This window comes from Pseudomonas sp. SYWMCR5, from assembly GCF_057197165.1.
Genome location: NZ_JBXUNH010000002.1, coordinates 797,813 through 815,184, shown reverse-complemented (window position 1 = coordinate 815,184; position 17,372 = coordinate 797,813). Strand labels below are relative to the sequence as shown.

At 64.9% G+C, this 17,372-nt stretch carries 18 protein-coding genes and 1 pseudogene; 13 read left to right on the top strand and 6 right to left on the bottom strand.

Annotated elements, in window-relative coordinates; genetic code table 11:
- Positions 1-77: 77 nt before the first annotated feature.
- From AC2CGW_RS09540 to AC2CGW_RS09530, 3 genes are all read left to right on the top strand, one after another.
- The gene (locus AC2CGW_RS09540) at positions 78-776 is read left to right on the top strand and encodes a hypothetical protein (RefSeq protein ID WP_186665229.1); all 699 of its coding nucleotides are present in this window, start codon (positions 78-80) and stop codon (positions 774-776) included.
- Entirely contained in the window at positions 776-1,357 is a 582-nt protein-coding gene (locus AC2CGW_RS09535) for a hypothetical protein (RefSeq protein ID WP_186665227.1), read from the top strand. Before AC2CGW_RS09540 ends, AC2CGW_RS09535 begins: the two co-directional genes overlap by 1 nt.
- Before the next feature lie 161 nt (positions 1,358-1,518).
- Positions 1,519-1,806 (top strand): hypothetical protein, encoded by a 288-nt coding sequence (locus AC2CGW_RS09530; RefSeq protein WP_484573939.1) that lies wholly within the window; start codon positions 1,519-1,521, stop codon positions 1,804-1,806.
- Here AC2CGW_RS09530 and AC2CGW_RS09525 read toward each other — a convergent pair.
- Positions 1,795-2,262 carry a GNAT family N-acetyltransferase gene (locus AC2CGW_RS09525; protein WP_484573938.1) on the bottom strand — a complete coding sequence of 156 codons (468 nt, stop codon included), beginning with the start codon at positions 2,260-2,262 and terminating at the stop codon, positions 1,795-1,797. The genes AC2CGW_RS09530 and AC2CGW_RS09525 overlap by 12 nt on opposite strands.
- A 190-nt stretch (positions 2,263-2,452) precedes the next feature.
- Here AC2CGW_RS09525 and AC2CGW_RS09520 point away from each other — a divergent pair, with 190 nt between their 5' ends.
- Entirely contained in the window at positions 2,453-3,256 is an 804-nt protein-coding gene (locus tag AC2CGW_RS09520; protein ID WP_186719546.1) for a helix-turn-helix domain-containing protein, read from the top strand.
- 47 nt (positions 3,257-3,303) lie between these two features.
- Here AC2CGW_RS09520 and AC2CGW_RS09515 read toward each other — a convergent pair whose 3' ends face one another.
- Positions 3,304-4,671 (bottom strand): APC family permease, encoded by a 1,368-nt coding sequence (locus AC2CGW_RS09515; protein ID WP_186665221.1) that lies wholly within the window; start codon positions 4,669-4,671, stop codon positions 3,304-3,306.
- Positions 4,672-5,044: 373 nt separating this feature from the next.
- On the opposite strand from AC2CGW_RS09515, the gene AC2CGW_RS09510 reads away from it, so the two are divergent.
- Positions 5,045-6,427 (top strand): aspartate aminotransferase family protein, encoded by a 1,383-nt coding sequence (locus tag AC2CGW_RS09510; RefSeq protein ID WP_186708597.1) that lies wholly within the window; start codon positions 5,045-5,047, stop codon positions 6,425-6,427.
- 105 nt (positions 6,428-6,532) lie between these two features.
- Positions 6,533-7,963 carry an aldehyde dehydrogenase gene (locus AC2CGW_RS09505; protein ID WP_484574018.1) on the top strand — a complete coding sequence of 477 codons (1,431 nt, stop codon included), beginning with the start codon at positions 6,533-6,535 and terminating at the stop codon, positions 7,961-7,963.
- Positions 7,964-7,979: 16 nt separating this feature from the next.
- On the opposite strand, the gene AC2CGW_RS09500 is transcribed toward AC2CGW_RS09505, so the two are convergent.
- Positions 7,980-9,116 carry an MFS transporter gene (locus AC2CGW_RS09500; RefSeq protein WP_186665215.1) on the bottom strand — a complete coding sequence of 379 codons (1,137 nt, stop codon included), beginning with the start codon at positions 9,114-9,116 and terminating at the stop codon, positions 7,980-7,982.
- A gap of 192 nt (positions 9,117-9,308) precedes the next feature.
- Here AC2CGW_RS09500 and AC2CGW_RS09495 point away from each other — a divergent pair, with 192 nt between their 5' ends.
- The 7 genes and pseudogenes from AC2CGW_RS09495 to ku all read left to right on the top strand — a co-directional run bounded on the left by AC2CGW_RS09495 (position 9,309) and on the right by ku (position 14,975).
- Positions 9,309-9,494, top strand: a complete 186-nt coding sequence (locus tag AC2CGW_RS09495; protein ID WP_426352421.1) for a hypothetical protein — start codon at positions 9,309-9,311, stop codon at positions 9,492-9,494.
- A gap of 14 nt (positions 9,495-9,508) precedes the next feature.
- Entirely contained in the window at positions 9,509-10,834 is a 1,326-nt protein-coding gene (locus AC2CGW_RS09490) for an iron-containing redox enzyme family protein (protein ID WP_484574017.1), read from the top strand.
- Positions 10,834-11,787 carry a methyltransferase gene (locus tag AC2CGW_RS09485; RefSeq protein WP_484573937.1) on the top strand — a complete coding sequence of 318 codons (954 nt, stop codon included), beginning with the start codon at positions 10,834-10,836 and terminating at the stop codon, positions 11,785-11,787. Before AC2CGW_RS09490 ends, AC2CGW_RS09485 begins: the two co-directional genes overlap by 1 nt.
- A 7-nt stretch (positions 11,788-11,794) precedes the next feature.
- Positions 11,795-12,919 (top strand): annotated as a pseudogene (locus tag AC2CGW_RS09480) (carboxylate-amine ligase).
- Between the two features lie 85 nt (positions 12,920-13,004).
- Positions 13,005-13,910 (top strand): SDR family oxidoreductase, encoded by a 906-nt coding sequence (locus tag AC2CGW_RS09475; protein ID WP_484573936.1) that lies wholly within the window; start codon positions 13,005-13,007, stop codon positions 13,908-13,910.
- 81 nt (positions 13,911-13,991) lie between these two features.
- Positions 13,992-14,129, top strand: a complete 138-nt coding sequence (locus tag AC2CGW_RS09470) for a PSPA7_2676 family Cys-rich small protein (RefSeq protein ID WP_186665207.1) — start codon at positions 13,992-13,994, stop codon at positions 14,127-14,129.
- A 9-nt stretch (positions 14,130-14,138) separates the two neighbouring features.
- Complete coding sequence (gene ku / locus AC2CGW_RS09465) at positions 14,139-14,975, top strand: non-homologous end joining protein Ku (protein WP_484573935.1); 837 nt, start codon at positions 14,139-14,141, stop codon at positions 14,973-14,975.
- Positions 14,976-14,989: 14 nt separating this feature from the next.
- Here the strand turns inward: ku and AC2CGW_RS09460 are convergent, their stop codons facing one another.
- The 3 genes from AC2CGW_RS09460 to AC2CGW_RS09450 all read right to left on the bottom strand — a co-directional run bounded on the left by AC2CGW_RS09460 (position 14,990) and on the right by AC2CGW_RS09450 (position 17,358).
- On the bottom strand, positions 14,990-15,652 hold the full coding sequence (locus tag AC2CGW_RS09460) for a glycosyltransferase family 2 protein (RefSeq protein ID WP_484573934.1): 663 nt from the start codon (positions 15,650-15,652) through the stop codon (positions 14,990-14,992).
- On the bottom strand, positions 15,649-16,248 hold the full coding sequence (locus AC2CGW_RS09455) for a class I SAM-dependent methyltransferase (protein ID WP_186708610.1): 600 nt from the start codon (positions 16,246-16,248) through the stop codon (positions 15,649-15,651). Before AC2CGW_RS09455 ends, AC2CGW_RS09460 begins: the two co-directional genes overlap by 4 nt.
- 69 nt (positions 16,249-16,317) lie before the next feature.
- A complete protein-coding gene (locus tag AC2CGW_RS09450; protein WP_484573933.1) occupies positions 16,318-17,358 on the bottom strand; it encodes an acyl-CoA dehydrogenase family protein in 1,041 nt (346 codons plus the stop codon).
- Between the last annotated feature and the right edge of the window lie 14 nt (positions 17,359-17,372).

Below are 17,372 nucleotides of genomic sequence, written 5' to 3'. Positions count from 1 at the left end.
GGTTGGATGTCGCAGGCCAGGATGGCCGCTGCGACAGTCCGACCGCTTTTACTTTTTAGTGTTTCCAGAGATTACTTATGCGTGCGACGCGTCGTCTTGACCTGTCAGCGGTAGAACGCGCACTGCGGGATGTGCAGCGGCGTTTCACCGAGCTCAGCAAGCACTTTACCGAACCGCGTGATCCGTTCACCGATGAGGTGCTGCAAAATGTGCTTGAAGGCTATGCCCTGATTGACGACTATGTCGCGCGGGGTATCGACCTGTTCGACCTTCAGCAGCTGAACCTGATGCTGGAGATCAACGCCACGGTGCTGTGTGGCAGCGATCCTGAACGTCGAGTGGAGTTCGCCCAGCACCTGATCGCCACCGAAGAGCACTTCTTCAACAACGTCGAAGGCGGCATCAAGGATCTGTACAACTGGTATTGCTCGTATGGCAGCGATTCGGTGTGGAAACGCGCAGCAGGCGTGTATGTTCGCATCCTGAGCAAGCCGCAGCTGTTCATTGAAGGCAACAATCGCACGGGGTCGCTCATCGTCAGTTATCTGCTGATGCGCGCAGGGCTACCGCCGTTCGTGCTGACGCTGGACAACGCCGAGGGCTATTTCAACCCGTCCTCGGTCATACGCAACTCTGCCAAGCATGGTGTAAAGGCCTTGTACGAATTGCCCAAGATCAAGAAGAAGTATGCGGCGTTCCTGGAGGCGCAGGCGCCCGATCCCGAGACGTTTTTCCTGAGCGACGCGTCGGCACGCATCTGTCAGGAGGGCCGTTGATGGGCAGGTATCCGAAGCTCAAGCAATGGCAGGTCGGCAGTCGCCAGGCCTGGCACGGCGTCACGCGGGCGTTCAGGCAGCCGCGGGTGCGTATTTCCTTTGATATCGATGACACGCTCGCCTGCCTGCCGCACCATAGCCCGGCCGAGCACAGCAAACTGCCGGAGTTCGTTCATCGCTGGCTGGGTGAGCCCCTGCGCATCGGCACCCGCGCGCTGATTCGCGATCTGCGCCGCCAGGGCTACAGCATCTGGATCTATACATCGTCCGGACGCACGCCGTCGTACATCAGGCGTTGGCTGCTGCTCTACGGCATCCGTGTCGATGGTGTGGTCAACAGCGACCGGCACCAGCAGGTCCTGTCTGCGAACGGCCTTGCCAAGGCACCTTCGAAGTTCCCGCCGGCGTTCGATATCGACCTGCATGTCGATGACTCCGAAGGCGTGCGGATCGAAGGTGACGACCATGGCTTCCGTGTGGTCGTCGTCTGTCCGAAGGATGGGAACTGGACACAGAAAGTCATGGACGCAGCGGTCGAGGTCCAGGCACGACTGGCCTGGCAGCAAACCGCCCAGGCTTGAAGCGAGCAGGCTCCGGGCGGGGCCAGCGTTTCGCGTTACGAAACAGTCAATTCAGCTGCGCGGCGTATTTGCGCAGGTGTCGCTTGGTTAGAGTTTTCGGCGTGACGCCACGAACTCCCTGGAACGACCCATGACCGACGTATCCCAGCAGAACCAGCCCCTTGCATGTGCTGGACACCCATCTGGCACGCCACGAGTTCCTGGCCGGGGATATCTACACCATTGCCAACATGGCCGTGTGGCCCTGGTATCCCGGCAGCCTGCTGGGCGTGTACGGTGCGGGCGAGTTCCTCGAAATCGAGCAGTACACCCATCTGCTGCGTTGGTACCACGCCATCGCCGCGCGTCCTGCGGTGGCGCGGGGCAGGGTGGTCAACCGCACATCCGCGGCCCCGGGCGAGTTCTTGCGCGAACGGCATGATGCGGCTGATTTCCAGTCATTGACCTGAGCCTGCAGGCGGGGCGGTGCGGCGTTTCTCATAGCGCACATCGCGTTCATCGACCGCTGCGCGCGAAACCCAACCGGCACGCTGGTAGAAGCCGTTCGCACGGATCGCCTGATCGCCATCGGTGGTCAGGTGAATCACTTCATGACGCTGGAACAGCGCGCGTTCGGCCTGCTCCAGCAGCAATCGACCGATGCCCTTGCCTTCATGCTGCGGGCGCACGAACAGGGCGAACAGCTCAGCTTCGTCCAGATCGACCATGGCAAAGCCGACCGCCTCCTGCCGGTATTCGGCGATCCAGGTGCAGGGCGCCTCGCGAATGGCTTCGGTGAGGGTGGTCGCGGTAATGCCCAGATCGAGCATCTGCTCGCGCGAAAGGTGGTTCTGCTTCACGCTGGTCCGAATGTCGAACAGCAATTCGATATCCTCGGGCAGAGCCAGGCGCAGGGTCGGGGTCATGAGGGAACGTCCTTGTCGATGCGTGCGAGCCTGGCAGCATAGCGCAGTGCGTCCGACAATCCTCCCTACCTGCTCACCCCAACGGGTGATTCCCTGGCGCACAGGCCCATGGCACCATCCGATCAGCGGAATTCCAGGGGGCACAGACGTGCAAATCGATCAGCTTTCATCAGTCCAGTGGTTCGAGGCGATGGCGAAAGTCACCGCCGCCATCGGCGCCCAGGGTTTCGCCACGGCGCTGTTCGACGCGCTGGCCTTGGTCGGCCCGGTCAAGGCCAGCACGGTGTACCTGTATCCCCGCGAGGGGCTGCCGTCGGCCTGGTCGGAATGCGATGGGCCTGGCCCCTGGCGGCCGGAAGGCAACGTTCGACGCTACCTGTCGGGCTTCTACCTGCTGGACCCGTTCTATGAAGTCTGCATCGAAAGCGTTCACTCAGGCTGCTATGCGCTGGGTGACGTGGCGCCCGATCACTTCAAGCTCAGTGAGTATTACCTGGCGTTCTACCGCCATTCCCACCTCGAGGACGAGATCAACTACATCCTGCAACTGGATGAAGGCCTGAGCCTGGCAGTGTCGTTGGCGTTCACCGATGAACTCGACGACGCAGCGAAGTCACGCTTCAAGGCCATCAGCCCCTGGGTGCTGGCGGTGCTGGCCAAGCATTTCGACGGCTATCAGGGCCGCGGCGGACGCGTGGAGAAGGTCTGGGAGCAGCGCGTGCATGCCGCCCTGAGCAATTTCGGATCGTCCTTGCTGACCGAGCGCGAGTGCCGGATCGCCCAGCTCATCCTGCGCGGGCACTCGACCCGCTCCCTGGCCGAGCGTCTGAAGGTGTCGGAGGACACCATCAAGTCCCATCGCAAACACGTCTACGCCAAGCTCGACATCGGCACCCAGTCCGAGCTGTTCTCCCTGTTCATCGATGCCCTGGCCAATGCCCATGGAGTGTTGGAGCGCGACCCGCTGGAAAGCTACATGGGCAAGCCGCGCTGATATGAAAACGCCGACGCATCATCGTCGGCGTTTTTAGGCCGGTGTTGTCAGTCTGCCATCTGCAAGTCAGGCAGTTTCACCCGAAACGCGCGCGTCAGGCCGATCAGGAACACCACGCCCAGGCCCATCCAGCACAGGCCGATGGTGAACGACAGGCTCGACAGGCTGGTCCACAGCCACAGGGTGCTGAGGAACCCCAGGCCCGGAATCAGGCCATAGCGCAGGCAGTTTGCCGTGCCGCGCAGCTTCTGGTCGGCCAGGTAGTGCTTGACCACCGCCAGGTTGACTGCCGAGAAGGCAAACAGGGCGCCGAAGCTGATCATGTTGGCGACGGTATCCAGGCTGATGAACAGCGCACTCAACGACACCATCCCGACCACGATGATCGCGAAGGCGGGCACACGCTTTTTCGTCACCAGTTGACCGAAGGCACGGGGCAGGGCGCCGTCGCGGCCCATGGCGAACAGGACCCGCGACACGCTGGCCTGAGAAGCCATGGCCGACGCGAAGCAGCCTGCCACGTAGGTGGCGGTAAAGGCGCTGGCCAAGAGATGGCCACCAGCGCTGTTCATCACCTCCACCGGTGCCGAGTCAGGGTTGGCGAAGCTGCTCCAGTCCGGGTGGACCAATTGCGCGAAATAGGACACCACGAGAAACAACAGGCCGCCGATCAACGACACCGCCATGATCGCCCGCGGAATCCGCCGGGTGGGGTCGGCAGTCTCCTCGGCCATGGTCGAGACGGCATCGAAGCCTACGAACGACAGGCACAGCACCGCCGCGCCCGCCATGATGGCCGAAGTGCTGAAACCCTCGTGGTAGAAGGGTGCGGTCAGCGAGATCGGTTGTGTCTGAGCGGACAGGCTGTTGATCGACAACGCCACGAACACCACGATGAATACCAGTTGTGCGACCACCAGGATGCCGTTGACCCGGGTCACCGACTCGATGCCGATCAGGTTGAGGAAGGTCACTGCGCTGATCGACCCGAGCACCCATACCCAGGCATGCACAGTCGGGAAGTATTCCGACATGTAGATGCCGATGAGCAGGTAGCTGAGCAGCGGAAGGAAAATGTAGTCGAGCAACAGTGTCCAGCCGGCCATGAACCCGGCGTGGGCGCCGAACGCTTTGCGGGTATAGGTGTAGACCGAGCCGGAGTAGGGGTGTGCCTGGACCATGCGCCCGTAGCTGTAGGCGGTGAACAGCATGGCGCCGAGGGTCAGCAGGTAGGCGGTCGGCAGGTGGCCCTTGGTGGTCTGGGCTACCAGCCCGTAGGCGGAGAACACTGCCAACGGCACCATGTAGGCGAGGCCGAAGAGTATCAGCGCGGTCATGCCCATGGAGGTGCGAAAGCGCGTGCTGGACGGTGAGTGAGGCGTGGAATGCGCTGCGGTTGTCGTTGTTGTATGCATTGCTGACTCCTGATGTGGGGATGCAGGACGCCGCGGTAGGCGATCATGCTCGCTACCGGTGAAGGAGAGGTGGTGGGCTGGATGCGGGGGCGTGGCCCCTCGCTCAAGCGCTGCGCAGGCGTAGGCGGGAGCGGATTCGGCGCAAGGGACTGAAGCGTGCGTTCATGGCGTTGTTCTCTTTATTGATTGGGCACGAAGGGGGGCCGCGTTTCGGGGCCTTGGCGCATGCTCCCATAGCCGATTCGCCTCCGAAATCACCCGTTGGGGTGAGCCGGTTACGAGGCTGGGGACCTCACCCCAACGGGTGATTTCGCACGGTTGCTGGCTGCTGCAAGCTTCAGGGGCGTCTCCATACCAACAAGGAAAACCGCCCATGAACGCGCCTTTCGCACCCCAACGCCAGACCCGTGACTACCAGGCCGCCGATGCTGCACACCATATCCATGCCTTCCTCGACCAGAAGGCGCTCAACGCCGAAGGCCCGCGGGTAATCGTCGGCGGTGAGCGGCTGCATCTGTGGGACAGCGAAGGCAAGCGCTACCTGGACGGCATGTCGGGCCTGTGGTGCACCCAGCTCGGCTACGGGCGCAAGGACCTGACGGCCGCCGCTGCGGCGCAGATGGACCAGCTCGCCTACTACAACATGTTCTTCCACACCACCCACCCGGCCGTGATCGAGTTGTCCGAGCTGCTGTTCAGCCTGCTGCCGGGGCACTACAGCCACGCGATCTACACCAACTCCGGCTCCGAGGCCAACGAGGTGCTGATCCGTACCGTACGCCGTTACTGGCAGGTGCTTGGCCAGCCGAACAAGAAGGTCATGATCGGCCGCTGGAACGGCTACCACGGCTCGACCCTGGCGGCCACGGCGCTGGGCGGTATGAAGTTCATGCACGAGATGGGCGGGCTGATTCCGGATGTGGCGCACATCGATGAACCCTACTGGTATGCCGCCGGTGGCGAGCTGAGTCCGGCGGAGTTCGGTCGGCGCTGCGCCTTGCAGCTGGAAGAAAAAATCCTCGAGCTCGGTGCCGAGAACGTCGCCGGTTTCATCGCCGAGCCATTCCAGGGCGCCGGCGGCATGATCTTCCCGCCGGAAAGCTACTGGCCGGAAATCCAGCGCATCTGCCGCCAATACGACGTGCTGCTGTGTGCCGACGAGGTGATTGGCGGGTTCGGGCGTACCGGCGAATGGTTCGCCCACGAGTACTTCGGTTTCGAGCCCGACACCCTGTCGATCGCCAAGGGCCTCACCTCGGGCTACGTGCCGATGGGCGGGCTGGTGCTGAGCAAGCGTATCGCCGAAGCACTGGTGGAGCGCGGCGGCGTATTCGCTCACGGCCTGACCTATTCCGGGCACCCGGTGGCCGCTGCGGTGGCGATTGCCAACCTCAAGGCGCTGCGCGACGAAGGCATCGTGCGTCAGGTGAAAGACGATACCGGGCCCTACCTGCAGCGCATCCTGCGCGAGGTGTTCGCCAACCATCCCTTGATCGGCCAGGTGCAGGGCGCCGGGCTGGTGGCTGCCCTGCAGTTCGCCGAGGACAAGGCCAGCCGCAAGCGCTACGCCAACGAAAACGAGCTGGCCTGGCAGTGCCGGACCTTCGGCTTCGAAGAGGGCGTGATCATTCGTTCGACCTTGGGACGGATGATCATGGCACCCGCGCTGGTGGCCAACCACAGTGAGCTGGACGAACTGGTGGAGAAGACCCGCAAAGCGGTCGATCGCACCGCGCAGGCGCTGGGCAAGCTCTGAAGCGGCTGCGCTACCTTTTCCAATCAACGGTTCCTGGAGCACAACGTGCACGATTCAACCTACTGGCAGCAGCAAGCCGCCAAGCTGACTTTTCGCGATCAAGCCATGATCGGCGGCCGTTTCGTGGCCGCCGCAGGTGGCGCGACGTTCGATGCGATCAACCCTGCCACCAATCAACTGCTGGCGCGGGTCGCCGCCTGTACCTCTGAGGACGTCGACCGTGCCGTGGCCAGTGCGCGGCAGGCGTTCGAGCAAGGCCCGTGGGCACGCATGGCGCCGACCGAGCGCAAGCGCGTGATGCTGCGCCTGGCCGAGCTGATGCTGGCCCACCGCGAGGAGCTGGCGCTGCTCGAATCGCTGAACATGGGCAAGCCGGTGCTCGATGCCTACAACATCGATGTGCCGGGCGCCGCCCAGGTCTTCGCCTGGTATGGCGAGTCGCTCGACAAACTCTACGACCAGGTTGCGCCCACTGCGGCCAATGCCGTGGCCACCATCACCCGGGAACCGATCGGTGTGGTCGCAGCCGTGGTGCCGTGGAACTTTCCGCTGGACATGGCGGCCTGGAAGCTGGCCCCGGCGTTAGCGGCCGGCAACAGCGTCGTGCTCAAGCCTGCCGAACAGTCGCCGCTTTCGGCGCTGCGCCTGGCCGAGCTTGCGCTGGAGGCCGGCATTCCCGAAGGGGTGCTGAACGTCGTGCCGGGGCTGGGCGAGATCGCCGGCAAGGCACTGGGCCTGCACCCTGAGGTCGACTGCCTGGTATTCACCGGCTCCACCCAGGTGGGCAAGTACTTCATGCAGTACTCGGCGCAGTCGAACCTGAAACAGGTGTGGTTGGAGTGCGGTGGGAAAAGCCCGAACCTGGTGTTCGATGACTGCAAGGACCTGGACCTGGCCGCAGAGAAAGCCGCATTCGGCATCTTCTTCAACCAGGGTGAGGTCTGCTCGGCCAACTCACGACTTTACGTGCAGCGCTCGATCCATGACGCGTTCATCGAGCGCCTGATCGCCAAGGCGCGCGACTGGCTCCCCGGTAATCCGCTGGATCCGGCCAGCCGCGCCGGCGCCATCGTCGATGCGCAGCAGACTACGCAGATCATGGCCGCGATCGGCCGCGCACAGGAGGAGGGCGCGCTTCTGGTGGCCGGTGGGCGTCAGCTCAGCTTCAACGGCTCCAGTAACTTCATCGAGCCGACGATTTTCACCCATGTCGACCCGCAGTCGTCGCTTTCGCGTGAAGAGGTCTTCGGCCCGGTACTCGCAGTGACGGCCTTCGACACTGAAGAGGAAGCTATCCGCCTGGCCAACGACAGCGTCTATGGGTTGGCCGCCTCGGTGTGGAGCGACGACCTGAACCGCGTGCACCGGGTTGCCAGGCAGCTCAGGGTCGGCAGCGTTTCGGTCAATACCGTCGATGCGCTCGATGTGGTCGCCCCGTTCGGCGGCTACAAGCAGTCGGGCTTTGGGCGCGACCTGTCATTGCATGCGTTCGACAAGTACACCCAGTTGAAGACCACCTGGATCCAGCTGCGCTGACCCCTGGGCGTCGTGCTCAATGCCGTGGCGGCCTGGCACAGTTCAGCGCCGCCACGGCGACTGCCAACGCCGCCCCGGCATAAGCCCAGATCGCTGGCACCTGCGGCAGCAGCACACCGGCCAGCATCGGCCCGAGCCCGGCGCCGATGTCGCGCCACACGGCATTGCTGGCCAGCGCCTGAATGCGCGCGTGCGGATTGCGCAGCGCGACGAGGGTCATCACAAGAGGTAGTTGCAAGGCGCGCAGCACCAACACGAAGAAGGCGCCGATGAACAGCCAATGGCTGGCGAACACCAGCAGCGCCAGTGAGGTGGCCAGCGACAGCACCACCAACATGCGCAGTGCGCCGAAGCGATCTGCCAGGCGTCCGCCGAAGGGGCTGAAGAGCATCTCGCTCAAATAGCGCACCGCCATCAGCACACCGGCCACCAGTACCCCCGACTCGCCCATGTGGACTTGCGCATACAGCGAGAGGCCGAAAATGAACAGACCGTCCAGCGTCACCCCTTCGATGAAAGACCAGGTGGCGATGCTGTCCGGCAGGCGCAGGCGCCGACCGCTGCGCACGGGAATGTCATGGCCTCTGGAAGGCAAGGCGCGGGCCCGCCACAGGCCGCACAGGGCGCTGATGCACAGTACGAAGAACACCGTACGCGGGCCATAGGCCTGGGCCATCAGCGCCCCCAGCGGCAAGGCCAGCATGGGGCCGATGGCCAGGGTCGCCCGCGAACGCCCGGCGCGGCGGGCTGCACCCTGTGCCTCGGCAGTGGCGAGGGTCTGGGTACTCAAGTTGAAGGTGGCGAAGCACAACCCCCAGACCAGGCGCAGTACCAGCAGTGCGGCGAATCCGGAAAGGGTGGCGTTGCCCAGCGCACACACCGCTGCAGCGAAAGCCGCCAGGCTGCACGCTGCGCGATCGCCGTGGCGTGCATAGAACCGCACCACCCAGCCATAGCCGATGATCCGCACCAGGCGATTGGCTGCCAGCAATACCCCGGCCTCGACCAGCGTCACACCGAAGTCCGCTGCGTACATGGGCAGCAGCAGGTAGAGCAGCACGTCACTGGGCAGGCACAGGCCGAGCACCTGGGCGGCATTGCGCGAATCTCGGTCGGCGCGCAGGGTTTGCGCCGGTACGGCAGCGGACGACATGACAGCCTCGTGGCAGGGGCGGGGTGCGCAGCATAACCTGCTTGGGCATGTCGGTAACCCCCGTGTCATGTCGGCGGGGAAGGCTGGCCGCCGTCAGGGCACCGCTCATCCGCTGCGCCGGAATTAAAACGAATCCTTCAGGGGGCGTCGGACTCGCTTGTGTAGGCCCTCACCAAAAAGCGAGCACCCTCCATGAACACGAATCTATTGGCTACAGCGCTGCTGGCCGTCTGCTTTACGTTGCTCGGTGGCTGTTTCGACCGTGATAACGACCATCCGGCCAAGGACGCCGATCCAAGCAAGCCGTCGCTGCAGATGCAGCAGCCCGATACACCCGCGACCAACCCGTCCCCCGAGACCAAACCGCAAAATCAATGAGCGAGGTAGCGGGCATGGTGGCGATGACGCAAGGCTGGGCGGCAACCGCCAAGGCGAGCGATGGACTTGAACATCGCTACCGTGCCCTGCTCGAGGGCCGTGACCCGACGGCCGAGGCTTGGCTGGGCGAGCAACTGGGCCATGTCCGCACGCTGGCGGACGACTTGCCGGATGATCCTGGGCAACTGCCGGATTGGGCCGCTGCCCATGCGCAGCGGGTCGCCGGGGAACACGCGGCCTATCTTGAACAACGCCGTCAGGGTGCTCCACGCCGTTACTTCGACAACCGGGCGCAGGCCTTGTGGTTCTTGCAGCAGGTCGCGCCAACCAAGGCGGTCGATGGCGCATGGCTGCACGGCACCCTCTGGCACTGGCGCGACCCTCGTTTTCACGGGCTGATCCGCACCTTCCTCGAAGAGCTGGGTGACGGCGACCTGCGCCGCAACCACGTGCTGATCTACCAGCGCCTGCTCAGTCGTCTCGGCTGCCTGCAGAGCGCACCGCTAGCCGCTGAACGTTACCTGCAGGGCGCGCTGCAACTGGCCCTTGGGCAGCGCTGCGAGCGCTTCCTGCCGGAGGTGATCGGTTACAACCTGGGGTACGAGCAGCCCCCTTTGCACCTGCTGATCACCACTCATGAGCTGGCCGAGCTGGGCATCGACGCTCATTACTTCCAGTTGCATGTGACCATCGACAATGCCGCCAGCGGTCATGCACGGCGCGCCCTGGAGAGCTTCGCCGAACTGTCTGTGGATCAGGGGCCGGCGTTCTACGAGCGGGTCAGGCAGGGCTATCGGCTCAATGACCTGGGTATCGACACTCCGTCCCTGATCGCTTCGTTCGACCTGCAGGCCGAGTTGCTCGGCGCGTTGGAGCGCAAGCGTCCATACGGGCAGTGCATGCATTCGGACAGATGTCGCCTGCAAGGGCGCACCATCAACCAGTGGCTTGCCGAGCCCGGTGCGATGCCTGGTTTCCTGGATGCATTGCAAGCCCAGGGTTGGATCAAGCGCGACAGCGATCCCAGGGAAAGCCGCTTCTGGGCGCTGATCGACGGTCCGGTGGCGGCCATGTTCGGTGTGTTCGATGCCTATGAAAAGCAGCTCTGGCACGACTGGATCGCCGGCACCTGGCAGGGCGCCGGGATGCGTCGAGTGCCGCCCGGGCAATGGGAGCAGGCGTTGCAGCTGGAGGAAGAGGCGCCTTGCGAAGCGCAGGCAGCGGACATGGCTGCAGTGATCGAAGCGATGGCCGGCAATCGCCATTCCACGCCCCAGGGCCTGCGCGCCACCCGCGCGTTCATCCAGGCCACCGGCTTGATGCAGGGAGGACCGAACTGATGCTGCTCGACCAGGACCAGAGGCATGCCGACGAGGCTTTGCTACAGCTGGGACGTCGGCTGCGCGCCGACGGCTATCGTTTCACCTGCGTGACCCCGGCGACCCAGGGCAGGGTCAATGCCCGCAGTGAAGCGCACCGGGCTCGAACGCTGCGCGATGTGTTCGGCTGGAGCCGACCGTTCGAAGCGTCGCTGCTCAGCGCCGACGAACTGGAACAGCTGCGTATCGCCGGTGTGCTGGAGCCACAGGGTGCGCTGTGGCGCAGCAGGGTGCGCTGGTCGAGCCTGGATGACCTGCTGCTGGTGCACTCCGCCTGGCCGACCGACGGCCGCGACGCGGTGTTCTTCGGCCCGGACAGCTACCGGTTCGCCCAGGTGATCCAGGATCATCTGCAGCACAGCCCACAGCGCGTGCAGCATGCCGTCGACATTGGTTGCGGCAGTGGCGTCGGCGCGTTGCTGATCGCCCGGGCCGCGCAGCATGCGCAGGTCACTGCGGTGGACATCAACCCTGTGGCCTTGCGTCATACCGCAGTCAATGCCGCACTGGCCGGCGTGGCCAATGTCTCGGTAGCGCTCAGCGACGTGCTCGACAGCATCGCCGGGACGTTCGACCTGATCGTCGCCAACCCTCCCTACATGCTCGACGCGGGCGAGCGCGCCTACCGCCACGGAGGTGGCGCGCTGGGCGCCGAACTGTCGCTGCGCATTGTCGAGCAGGCCCGTGAGCGGCTGTCGATCGGCGGCACGTTGCTGCTGTACACCGGTGTCGCCATCGTCGAGGGGCGCGACGCGCTGCTCGAAGCCGCCCGCCTGCGCCTGGCCGGGCCTGCGTTTGGTTGGTCCTACCGGGAACTGGACCCGGACGTGTTCGGCGAGCAGTTGCTCGAGCCTGGATACGAGCAGGTCGAGCGTATCGCCGCCGTTGCCCTGACCGTCACGCGTCGGGGCTGATGCCAGCATGGCGCGGCGTTGCACGTTCGGCATCGAGGAAGAATACCTGTTGGTGGACTTGGCCACGGGCCGGGTCATGGCCGCGCCGTCCTCGGCCGTGGTCCGCTGTTGCCGCGATGTGTTGGGGCCCTGGTTCGCCGAGGAAATGTTCCGCAGCCAAGTGGAAGTCGCCTCGCCGGTATTCGACACGCTGCACCAGTCCTGTGGCTTTTTCACCGAGCAGCGCCAGCGCCTGAGCCAGGCATTGGCGGGCGAGGGGGCCGGCCTTTACGGCGCGGGGAGCCATCCGAGTGCCCAATGGCTGCGCCAACACCCACGGGAGGCCCCGCACTACCGTCAGTTGTTCGACGATTACCGGCTGGTGGCCCGGCGCAGCCTGTTGAACGGCCTGCACGTGCATGTCGGCGTGCCGCAGGGCGTCGATCGCATGCAGGTGATCAATCGGGTGTTGTACTGGTTACCGCTGCTGCTGACACTCAGCACCTCCTCTGCGTACTGGGGCGGACAGGACACCGGCTACATGAGCTACCGCCGCGTGGTGTGCGGGGAGTGGCCGCACATGGGCCTGCCCGAGCCGCTGCCGGACTGGCGCGCCTACGAACGTTACCGGGCGCTGCTGCAACGCACTGGCAGCCTGGCCAAGGATGGCGACTTCTGGTGGGCGATCAGGCCCTCGCGACGGTTTCCGACCGTCGAACTGCGGATCTGCGATGGTTGCCCCCGGTTGGACGATGCCTTGGCCATCGCCGCGCTGTTTCGCCATCTCGTCGAGCATGCACTGGGGCGCGATGGCGCTGTCGCCAGCCGCGAGATGCGCTGGATCACCCACGAAAACTATTGGCGTGCCCTGCGTCAGGGCCGCCTGGGCACTTTCATCGGTGTGCACGACTAACAGCCGGTGAACGCCGAAGCCTGGCTGGCGCAACTGCAGGCGCGATGTCCAGCCGACACCGTCGACGCTGATCGCGCCTTCGTGCACGCCCGGCGCATCCTGCGCGACGGCACCAGTGCCGACCACCAGCGCGCGACCTATGCGCTGGCCCGCGACCAAGGCCTGGACGACCGACAGGCGCTGCGCAACGTGGTGAAACAGGTGATGGAGCACCAGTTGTCGGTGCCCGGGACTAATTGAGTAAACCATCCGCAGATCCTTTGCCTCGAACGCTGTGTGATTCGCGATCAGGCAACACCTAGCCAAACCAGAAGGAGTCCAACCCATGCCAAGCAAGCCCCAGGACCAATTCACCCTGCAAAATCCCCTGACCCAGTACCCCCATCCGCCGTTTCCGGCCCAGGGCCAACCCGCCCCGGGGCTGGATGCCCATATGCAGCCCAAGCCCGACCACGGTGAAACCACCTACAAGGGTTTCGGGCGCCTGGCCGGACGTCGCGCCCTGATCACCGGCGCCGACTCGGGTATCGGACGTGCCGTGGCCATCGCCTTCGCCCGCGAGGGCGCCGACATCGCCCTCAACTATCTGCCCACGGAGGAGCGCGATGCCCGGGAGGTGGTCCAGTTGATCGAGCGTGAAGACCGCAAGGCCGTGGCGCTTCCCGGCGACCTCAAGGACCCGCGCTTCTGCAGCCAGTTGGTAGACCAGGCCCACGAACAGCTCGGCGGCCTGGATATCCTGGTCAACGTTGCCGGCAAGCAAGTGGCGCGCGAGGACATTGGCCAGATCAGCCATGAGCAGTTCGACCACACCCTCAAGACCAACGTCTACGCGCTGTTCTGGCTTTGCCAGGCCGCCGTGCCGCTGATGCCTGCCGGGGCGACCATCATCAACACCGCCTCGATCCAGTCCTACCAGCCATCGGCGACGCTGCTCGACTACGCCACCACCAAGGCGGCCATCGTGGCCTTCACCAAGGCGCTGGCCAAGCAGGTGATCGAGCGCGGCATTCGCGTCAACGCGGTGGCTCCAGGCCCGATCTGGACCGTGCTGCAGCCCAGTGGCGGCCAACCACCGGAAAAGATCCCCGACTTCGGTGGGCATACTCCGATGAAACGCCCGGGCCAGCCCGCCGAGTGCGCCCCGTTGTACGTGCTGCTGGCCAGCCAGGAGTCGAGCTATATCACCGGGGAGGTGTTCGGCGTCACCGGGGGCAATCCACTGCCATAGGGCAAAGTCGAATAAACCTTGGCCGCGCCGCGCAGTCAGTCGTTGTAAGAGGCCCCTGCATGCGGGCCTGGGAGGTGGCTGATGAAACTCGTCTGTCTGCTGCGTGGCTGTCAGTGGCGCAGCCTGTTGATCCGTGAAATCGCCGGGCTTGACTGTCAGTGCTGCGAACGCTGCGGCGCGCTGCGCTACAGCCAGCCCGGCCAACCATTCGCTGCGTAGGAGCCGACCATGGCCCGGGCAATCTGGAAAGGCGCGATCAGCTTCGGCCTCGTGCATATCCCTGTCTCTCTCAATACCGCCGTGCGCACCGAGCGGGTGGATTTCGACTGGCTCGACAAGCGCAGCATGGAGCCGGTGGGCTACAAGCGGGTGAACAAGGTGACTGGCAAGGAGATCGACAAGGAACACATCGTCAAGGGTGTCGAGTACGAGAAGGGCCGCTATGTGGTGATCAGCGAGGAGGAGATTCGCAAGGCGCGGCCCGAGGCGACCCAGACCATCGATATTTTTTCCTTCGTCGACGCCGCAGAGATCCCGCTGCAACAGTTCGACACGCCGTACTACCTGAGCCCCGACCGTCGTGGCGGCAAGGTCTATGCCTTGTTGCGCGAGACCTTGCACAGCACCGGCAAGGTAGCCTTGGCCACCGTGGTGCTGCACACCCGCCAGCACTTGGCGCTGCTGCGCCCGCTGGAGGATGCGCTGGTGATGATTACCCTGCGCTGGCCCGAGGAAGTCCGTGGCCTGGAGTCGCTGGAGCTGGACAAGAGCGTGACCGACACCAAGGTCGACAAGCGCGAACTGGACATGGCCAAGCGACTGGTGGAGGACATGAGTGGGCCATGGAAGCCAGACGAGTACCACGATGCCTTTCGCCAGACCATCCTTGACCTGGTGGAAGAGAAGGCGAGCAAGGGCAAGATCGCGACGGTGGACAAAGGTGAGGGGGCGACGGCAGAGAAGAGCGCCGACATCATCGACCTCACCGAGTTGCTCAAGCGCAGCCTTGGCGGCAAGACCAAAGCGAAGAAACCAGCGAGCAAGCGACCGCGCAAGGCGTCCTAGGGCGGGAGCGCACCCTACCGCATCAGGCCCTCCAGAGCGCTCAGGTAATCGCCGAAGCCTTGGCGAGCCCGGCTGTCCCGCCGACTGCTGGTGGCCACGCTGTGCGCTGCGGTCCAGACGATCTGCGCGCCACTGGCTTCCAAGGCCAGCACCAGTTGCACATCTTCATCGGCTGGCAATGGTTGGAATCCGCCAACGCGCTCATAGGCCTTGGCGCACACGCCCAGGTTGGCACCATGGATGTGCCGGTGCCCGTCCCGGGCTTGGTAACGGCTGCGGTATAGCTGGCGCAGGGCGGCGTTCTGCCAGGGCTGCCAGCGCTCGATGTGCACCGTGCCGCAGACAGCGTCAGCGTGCCATTGCAACTGCGATACCAGCCAGTGCTCGGGCACGCGACTGTCGGCGTCGGTAAAGGCCAGCCACCGCGCGCCGCGCTCGATCATCCACGCAGCGCCCTGGCGTCGGGCAATGCCGACGTTGCCGGCCTGCAGCTCCAGAGTGTGCACGCCATGACGGCGAGCGATGCGTGCGCTGGCGTCGGTGCAGCGATCGAGCACCACCAGGACCTCGGCCACCAGGCCCGCCGCATTGGCCCGTGCCACCGCCTGCGTGACGGCGCGCAGGCAGTGCCCGAGGCGGCGGGCTTCGTTGTGGGCGGGAATGATGACGGCGATCATGGGCAAGTCTCGTCCAGGTCTACGACGCTGGGTTGGCACGACCAGTATTCGAGCAGGAAATCCGCCTCTTCGTGGCGCAACAGCGGATACAGCGGCAAATGCCGGGCAAGCAGAGCGTGGACCTCACGCCCATCCTGAGGGCAACCGGCGATGGGATGGCGCCAGTGGCACACCAGCAGGCCGCCGTCATAGGTCAGGCTGGCCACCGATTGCTCGATCACCTGCAGCCAGTCGGTGGGGTCCAGGTAGTAGCCGATTTCGCTCAGCACGATCAGGTCGAATTGTCCGCCGGGCCAGTCGCCCGGCAGGTGCCCTTGCTCGACGCAGGCATGGTTCACTCCCGCCAAGCGCTGGCGGGCCAGTGCCACGGCGGTGGCGTCGATGTCCTGGCACAGCAGGTCGGCGCAGCGCTCGGCCAGCAGCACGCTGAGCTCGCCGTTGGCGCACGCCGGCTCGAACACACGCTCGTAGCACTGGCGGGGCAGGCTGGCCAGGGTCAGGTCGCGCTTGCGCCGTTCGTACCAGCGGGTACGAAAGGCCCATGGGTCATCGTTGTCGGCATACAGGTTGGCGAAATACTGCGCATCGAGGCTCATGGTGACTCCATTGCGGGCAGGAACGGTTGCAAGGGATGCAGCCGGTGGCTGCCTGAATCAGGTGCTGGCTCATAGTTGCCATGCGCCTGCCGGCATGCCGGTCAGCTGCTGGCCCAGCTCGGCGAGGTCGCGCTCAGCGTGACTTTGACGCAGGTATACCGGCAGGTCGGCGCTGAGCCGGGCGAAATGGCTGTTGCGACAGAACGGCGTGGCGCCCAGCGCTCGGCCGACATGCCAGATGACCTGCTCGACCGCATGCTCGACCTGAGCGCGGGTGCGGCGCACCTGGAAACTGGCATCGTCATGGGGGTGTCGATCGATCCAGGCAGCGCATTCGCGCAGGGCGGCGCGGGCACCGAACAAGACGGCGTCGACCGCGCCCAAGTGGGCATCGGCGTGTGGGTCGGGTCGGGGTTTGACGCAGTGTTCGCGCAGGTAGTCCGCCAAGGCTTCGGCTGCGCCATACCAGCAGGCGGCAATGCCCGCGCCGCCTTGCCAGAATCCTGGGCGGGACAGGTATTGGCCGGGCGCGCCGATGGCCAGCCCCGGCGAATCATCGAACTCGAGGGTGACGCTGGTGGTGGTGGCCATGCCAACGGCCTGCCAGTGCTCGGCCTGAATGCGCTGGCTGGTATGGGAGAGCTCGATGGCCACCAACTGTGGCTGCTCGTCGTCCCAGGCGGTCACCAGCGCGCGATCGATCTGCAATGCCCCCGAACACCAGGCTTTGCGGCCTTGCAGGCGAACCTGGTCGCCGTCCCGGGCGACGATGCGGGTGCGAGCATCCGGTGGTTCGGCAGCCCACACGCCCCAGATCCCGTCGTCGGCGTGGTGCTCGGCGGCGCATTCACTGAGGATCGCCAGGGCGTCCGTATGGCCCTCGTAGAGCTTGGCCAGGGCCAGGTCGCAGCCGGCGACCCGCGCCAGGATCCTCCAGCGTTCCAGGGTACAGCCCTGGCCCGGCAGCGGCAGGCGGTCGAGGTGATCGGCCTGCAGCATGTGCAGCAGCTCTGGTAGCTGGGTGTCGAGATCGATCGCCTGCCGTCGCGCGCTGAAAGGGCGCAACAGGTGATCGAGGCGGACCCGGTCGAAGTCATGGGCGGTGCTCATCGGCTTGGCGCTCC

What these genes read in the sequence shown, in the direction of transcription:
- AC2CGW_RS09500 (WP_186665215.1), bottom strand. Translation starts at nt 9,116, where the DNA reads ATGTCGTCCGCTGCCGTACCGGCGCAAACCCTGCGCGCCGACCGAGAT.
- AC2CGW_RS09520 (WP_186719546.1), top strand. Translation starts at nt 2,453, where the DNA reads ATGGCGAAAGTCACCGCCGCCATCGGCGCCCAGGGTTTCGCCACGGCG.
- AC2CGW_RS09470 (WP_186665207.1), top strand. Translation starts at nt 13,992, where the DNA reads ATGAAACTCGTCTGTCTGCTGCGTGGCTGTCAGTGGCGCAGCCTGTTG.
- AC2CGW_RS09475 (WP_484573936.1), top strand. Translation starts at nt 13,005, where the DNA reads ATGCCAAGCAAGCCCCAGGACCAATTCACCCTGCAAAATCCCCTGACC.
- AC2CGW_RS09525 (WP_484573938.1), bottom strand. Translation starts at nt 2,262, where the DNA reads ATGACCCCGACCCTGCGCCTGGCTCTGCCCGAGGATATCGAATTGCTG.
- ku (WP_484573935.1), top strand. Translation starts at nt 14,139, where the DNA reads ATGGCCCGGGCAATCTGGAAAGGCGCGATCAGCTTCGGCCTCGTGCAT.
- AC2CGW_RS09535 (WP_186665227.1), top strand. Translation starts at nt 776, where the DNA reads ATGGGCAGGTATCCGAAGCTCAAGCAATGGCAGGTCGGCAGTCGCCAG.
- AC2CGW_RS09460 (WP_484573934.1), bottom strand. Translation starts at nt 15,652, where the DNA reads ATGATCGCCGTCATCATTCCCGCCCACAACGAAGCCCGCCGCCTCGGG.
- AC2CGW_RS09515 (WP_186665221.1), bottom strand. Translation starts at nt 4,671, where the DNA reads ATGCATACAACAACGACAACCGCAGCGCATTCCACGCCTCACTCACCG.
- AC2CGW_RS09540 (WP_186665229.1), top strand. Translation starts at nt 78, where the DNA reads ATGCGTGCGACGCGTCGTCTTGACCTGTCAGCGGTAGAACGCGCACTG.
- AC2CGW_RS09450 (WP_484573933.1), bottom strand. Translation starts at nt 17,358, where the DNA reads ATGAGCACCGCCCATGACTTCGACCGGGTCCGCCTCGATCACCTGTTG.
- AC2CGW_RS09455 (WP_186708610.1), bottom strand. Translation starts at nt 16,248, where the DNA reads ATGAGCCTCGATGCGCAGTATTTCGCCAACCTGTATGCCGACAACGAT.
- AC2CGW_RS09505 (WP_484574018.1), top strand. Translation starts at nt 6,533, where the DNA reads ATGATCGGCGGCCGTTTCGTGGCCGCCGCAGGTGGCGCGACGTTCGAT.
- AC2CGW_RS09495 (WP_426352421.1), top strand. Translation starts at nt 9,309, where the DNA reads ATGAACACGAATCTATTGGCTACAGCGCTGCTGGCCGTCTGCTTTACG.
- AC2CGW_RS09490 (WP_484574017.1), top strand. Translation starts at nt 9,509, where the DNA reads ATGGTGGCGATGACGCAAGGCTGGGCGGCAACCGCCAAGGCGAGCGAT.
- AC2CGW_RS09485 (WP_484573937.1), top strand. Translation starts at nt 10,834, where the DNA reads ATGCTGCTCGACCAGGACCAGAGGCATGCCGACGAGGCTTTGCTACAG.
- AC2CGW_RS09510 (WP_186708597.1), top strand. Translation starts at nt 5,045, where the DNA reads ATGAACGCGCCTTTCGCACCCCAACGCCAGACCCGTGACTACCAGGCC.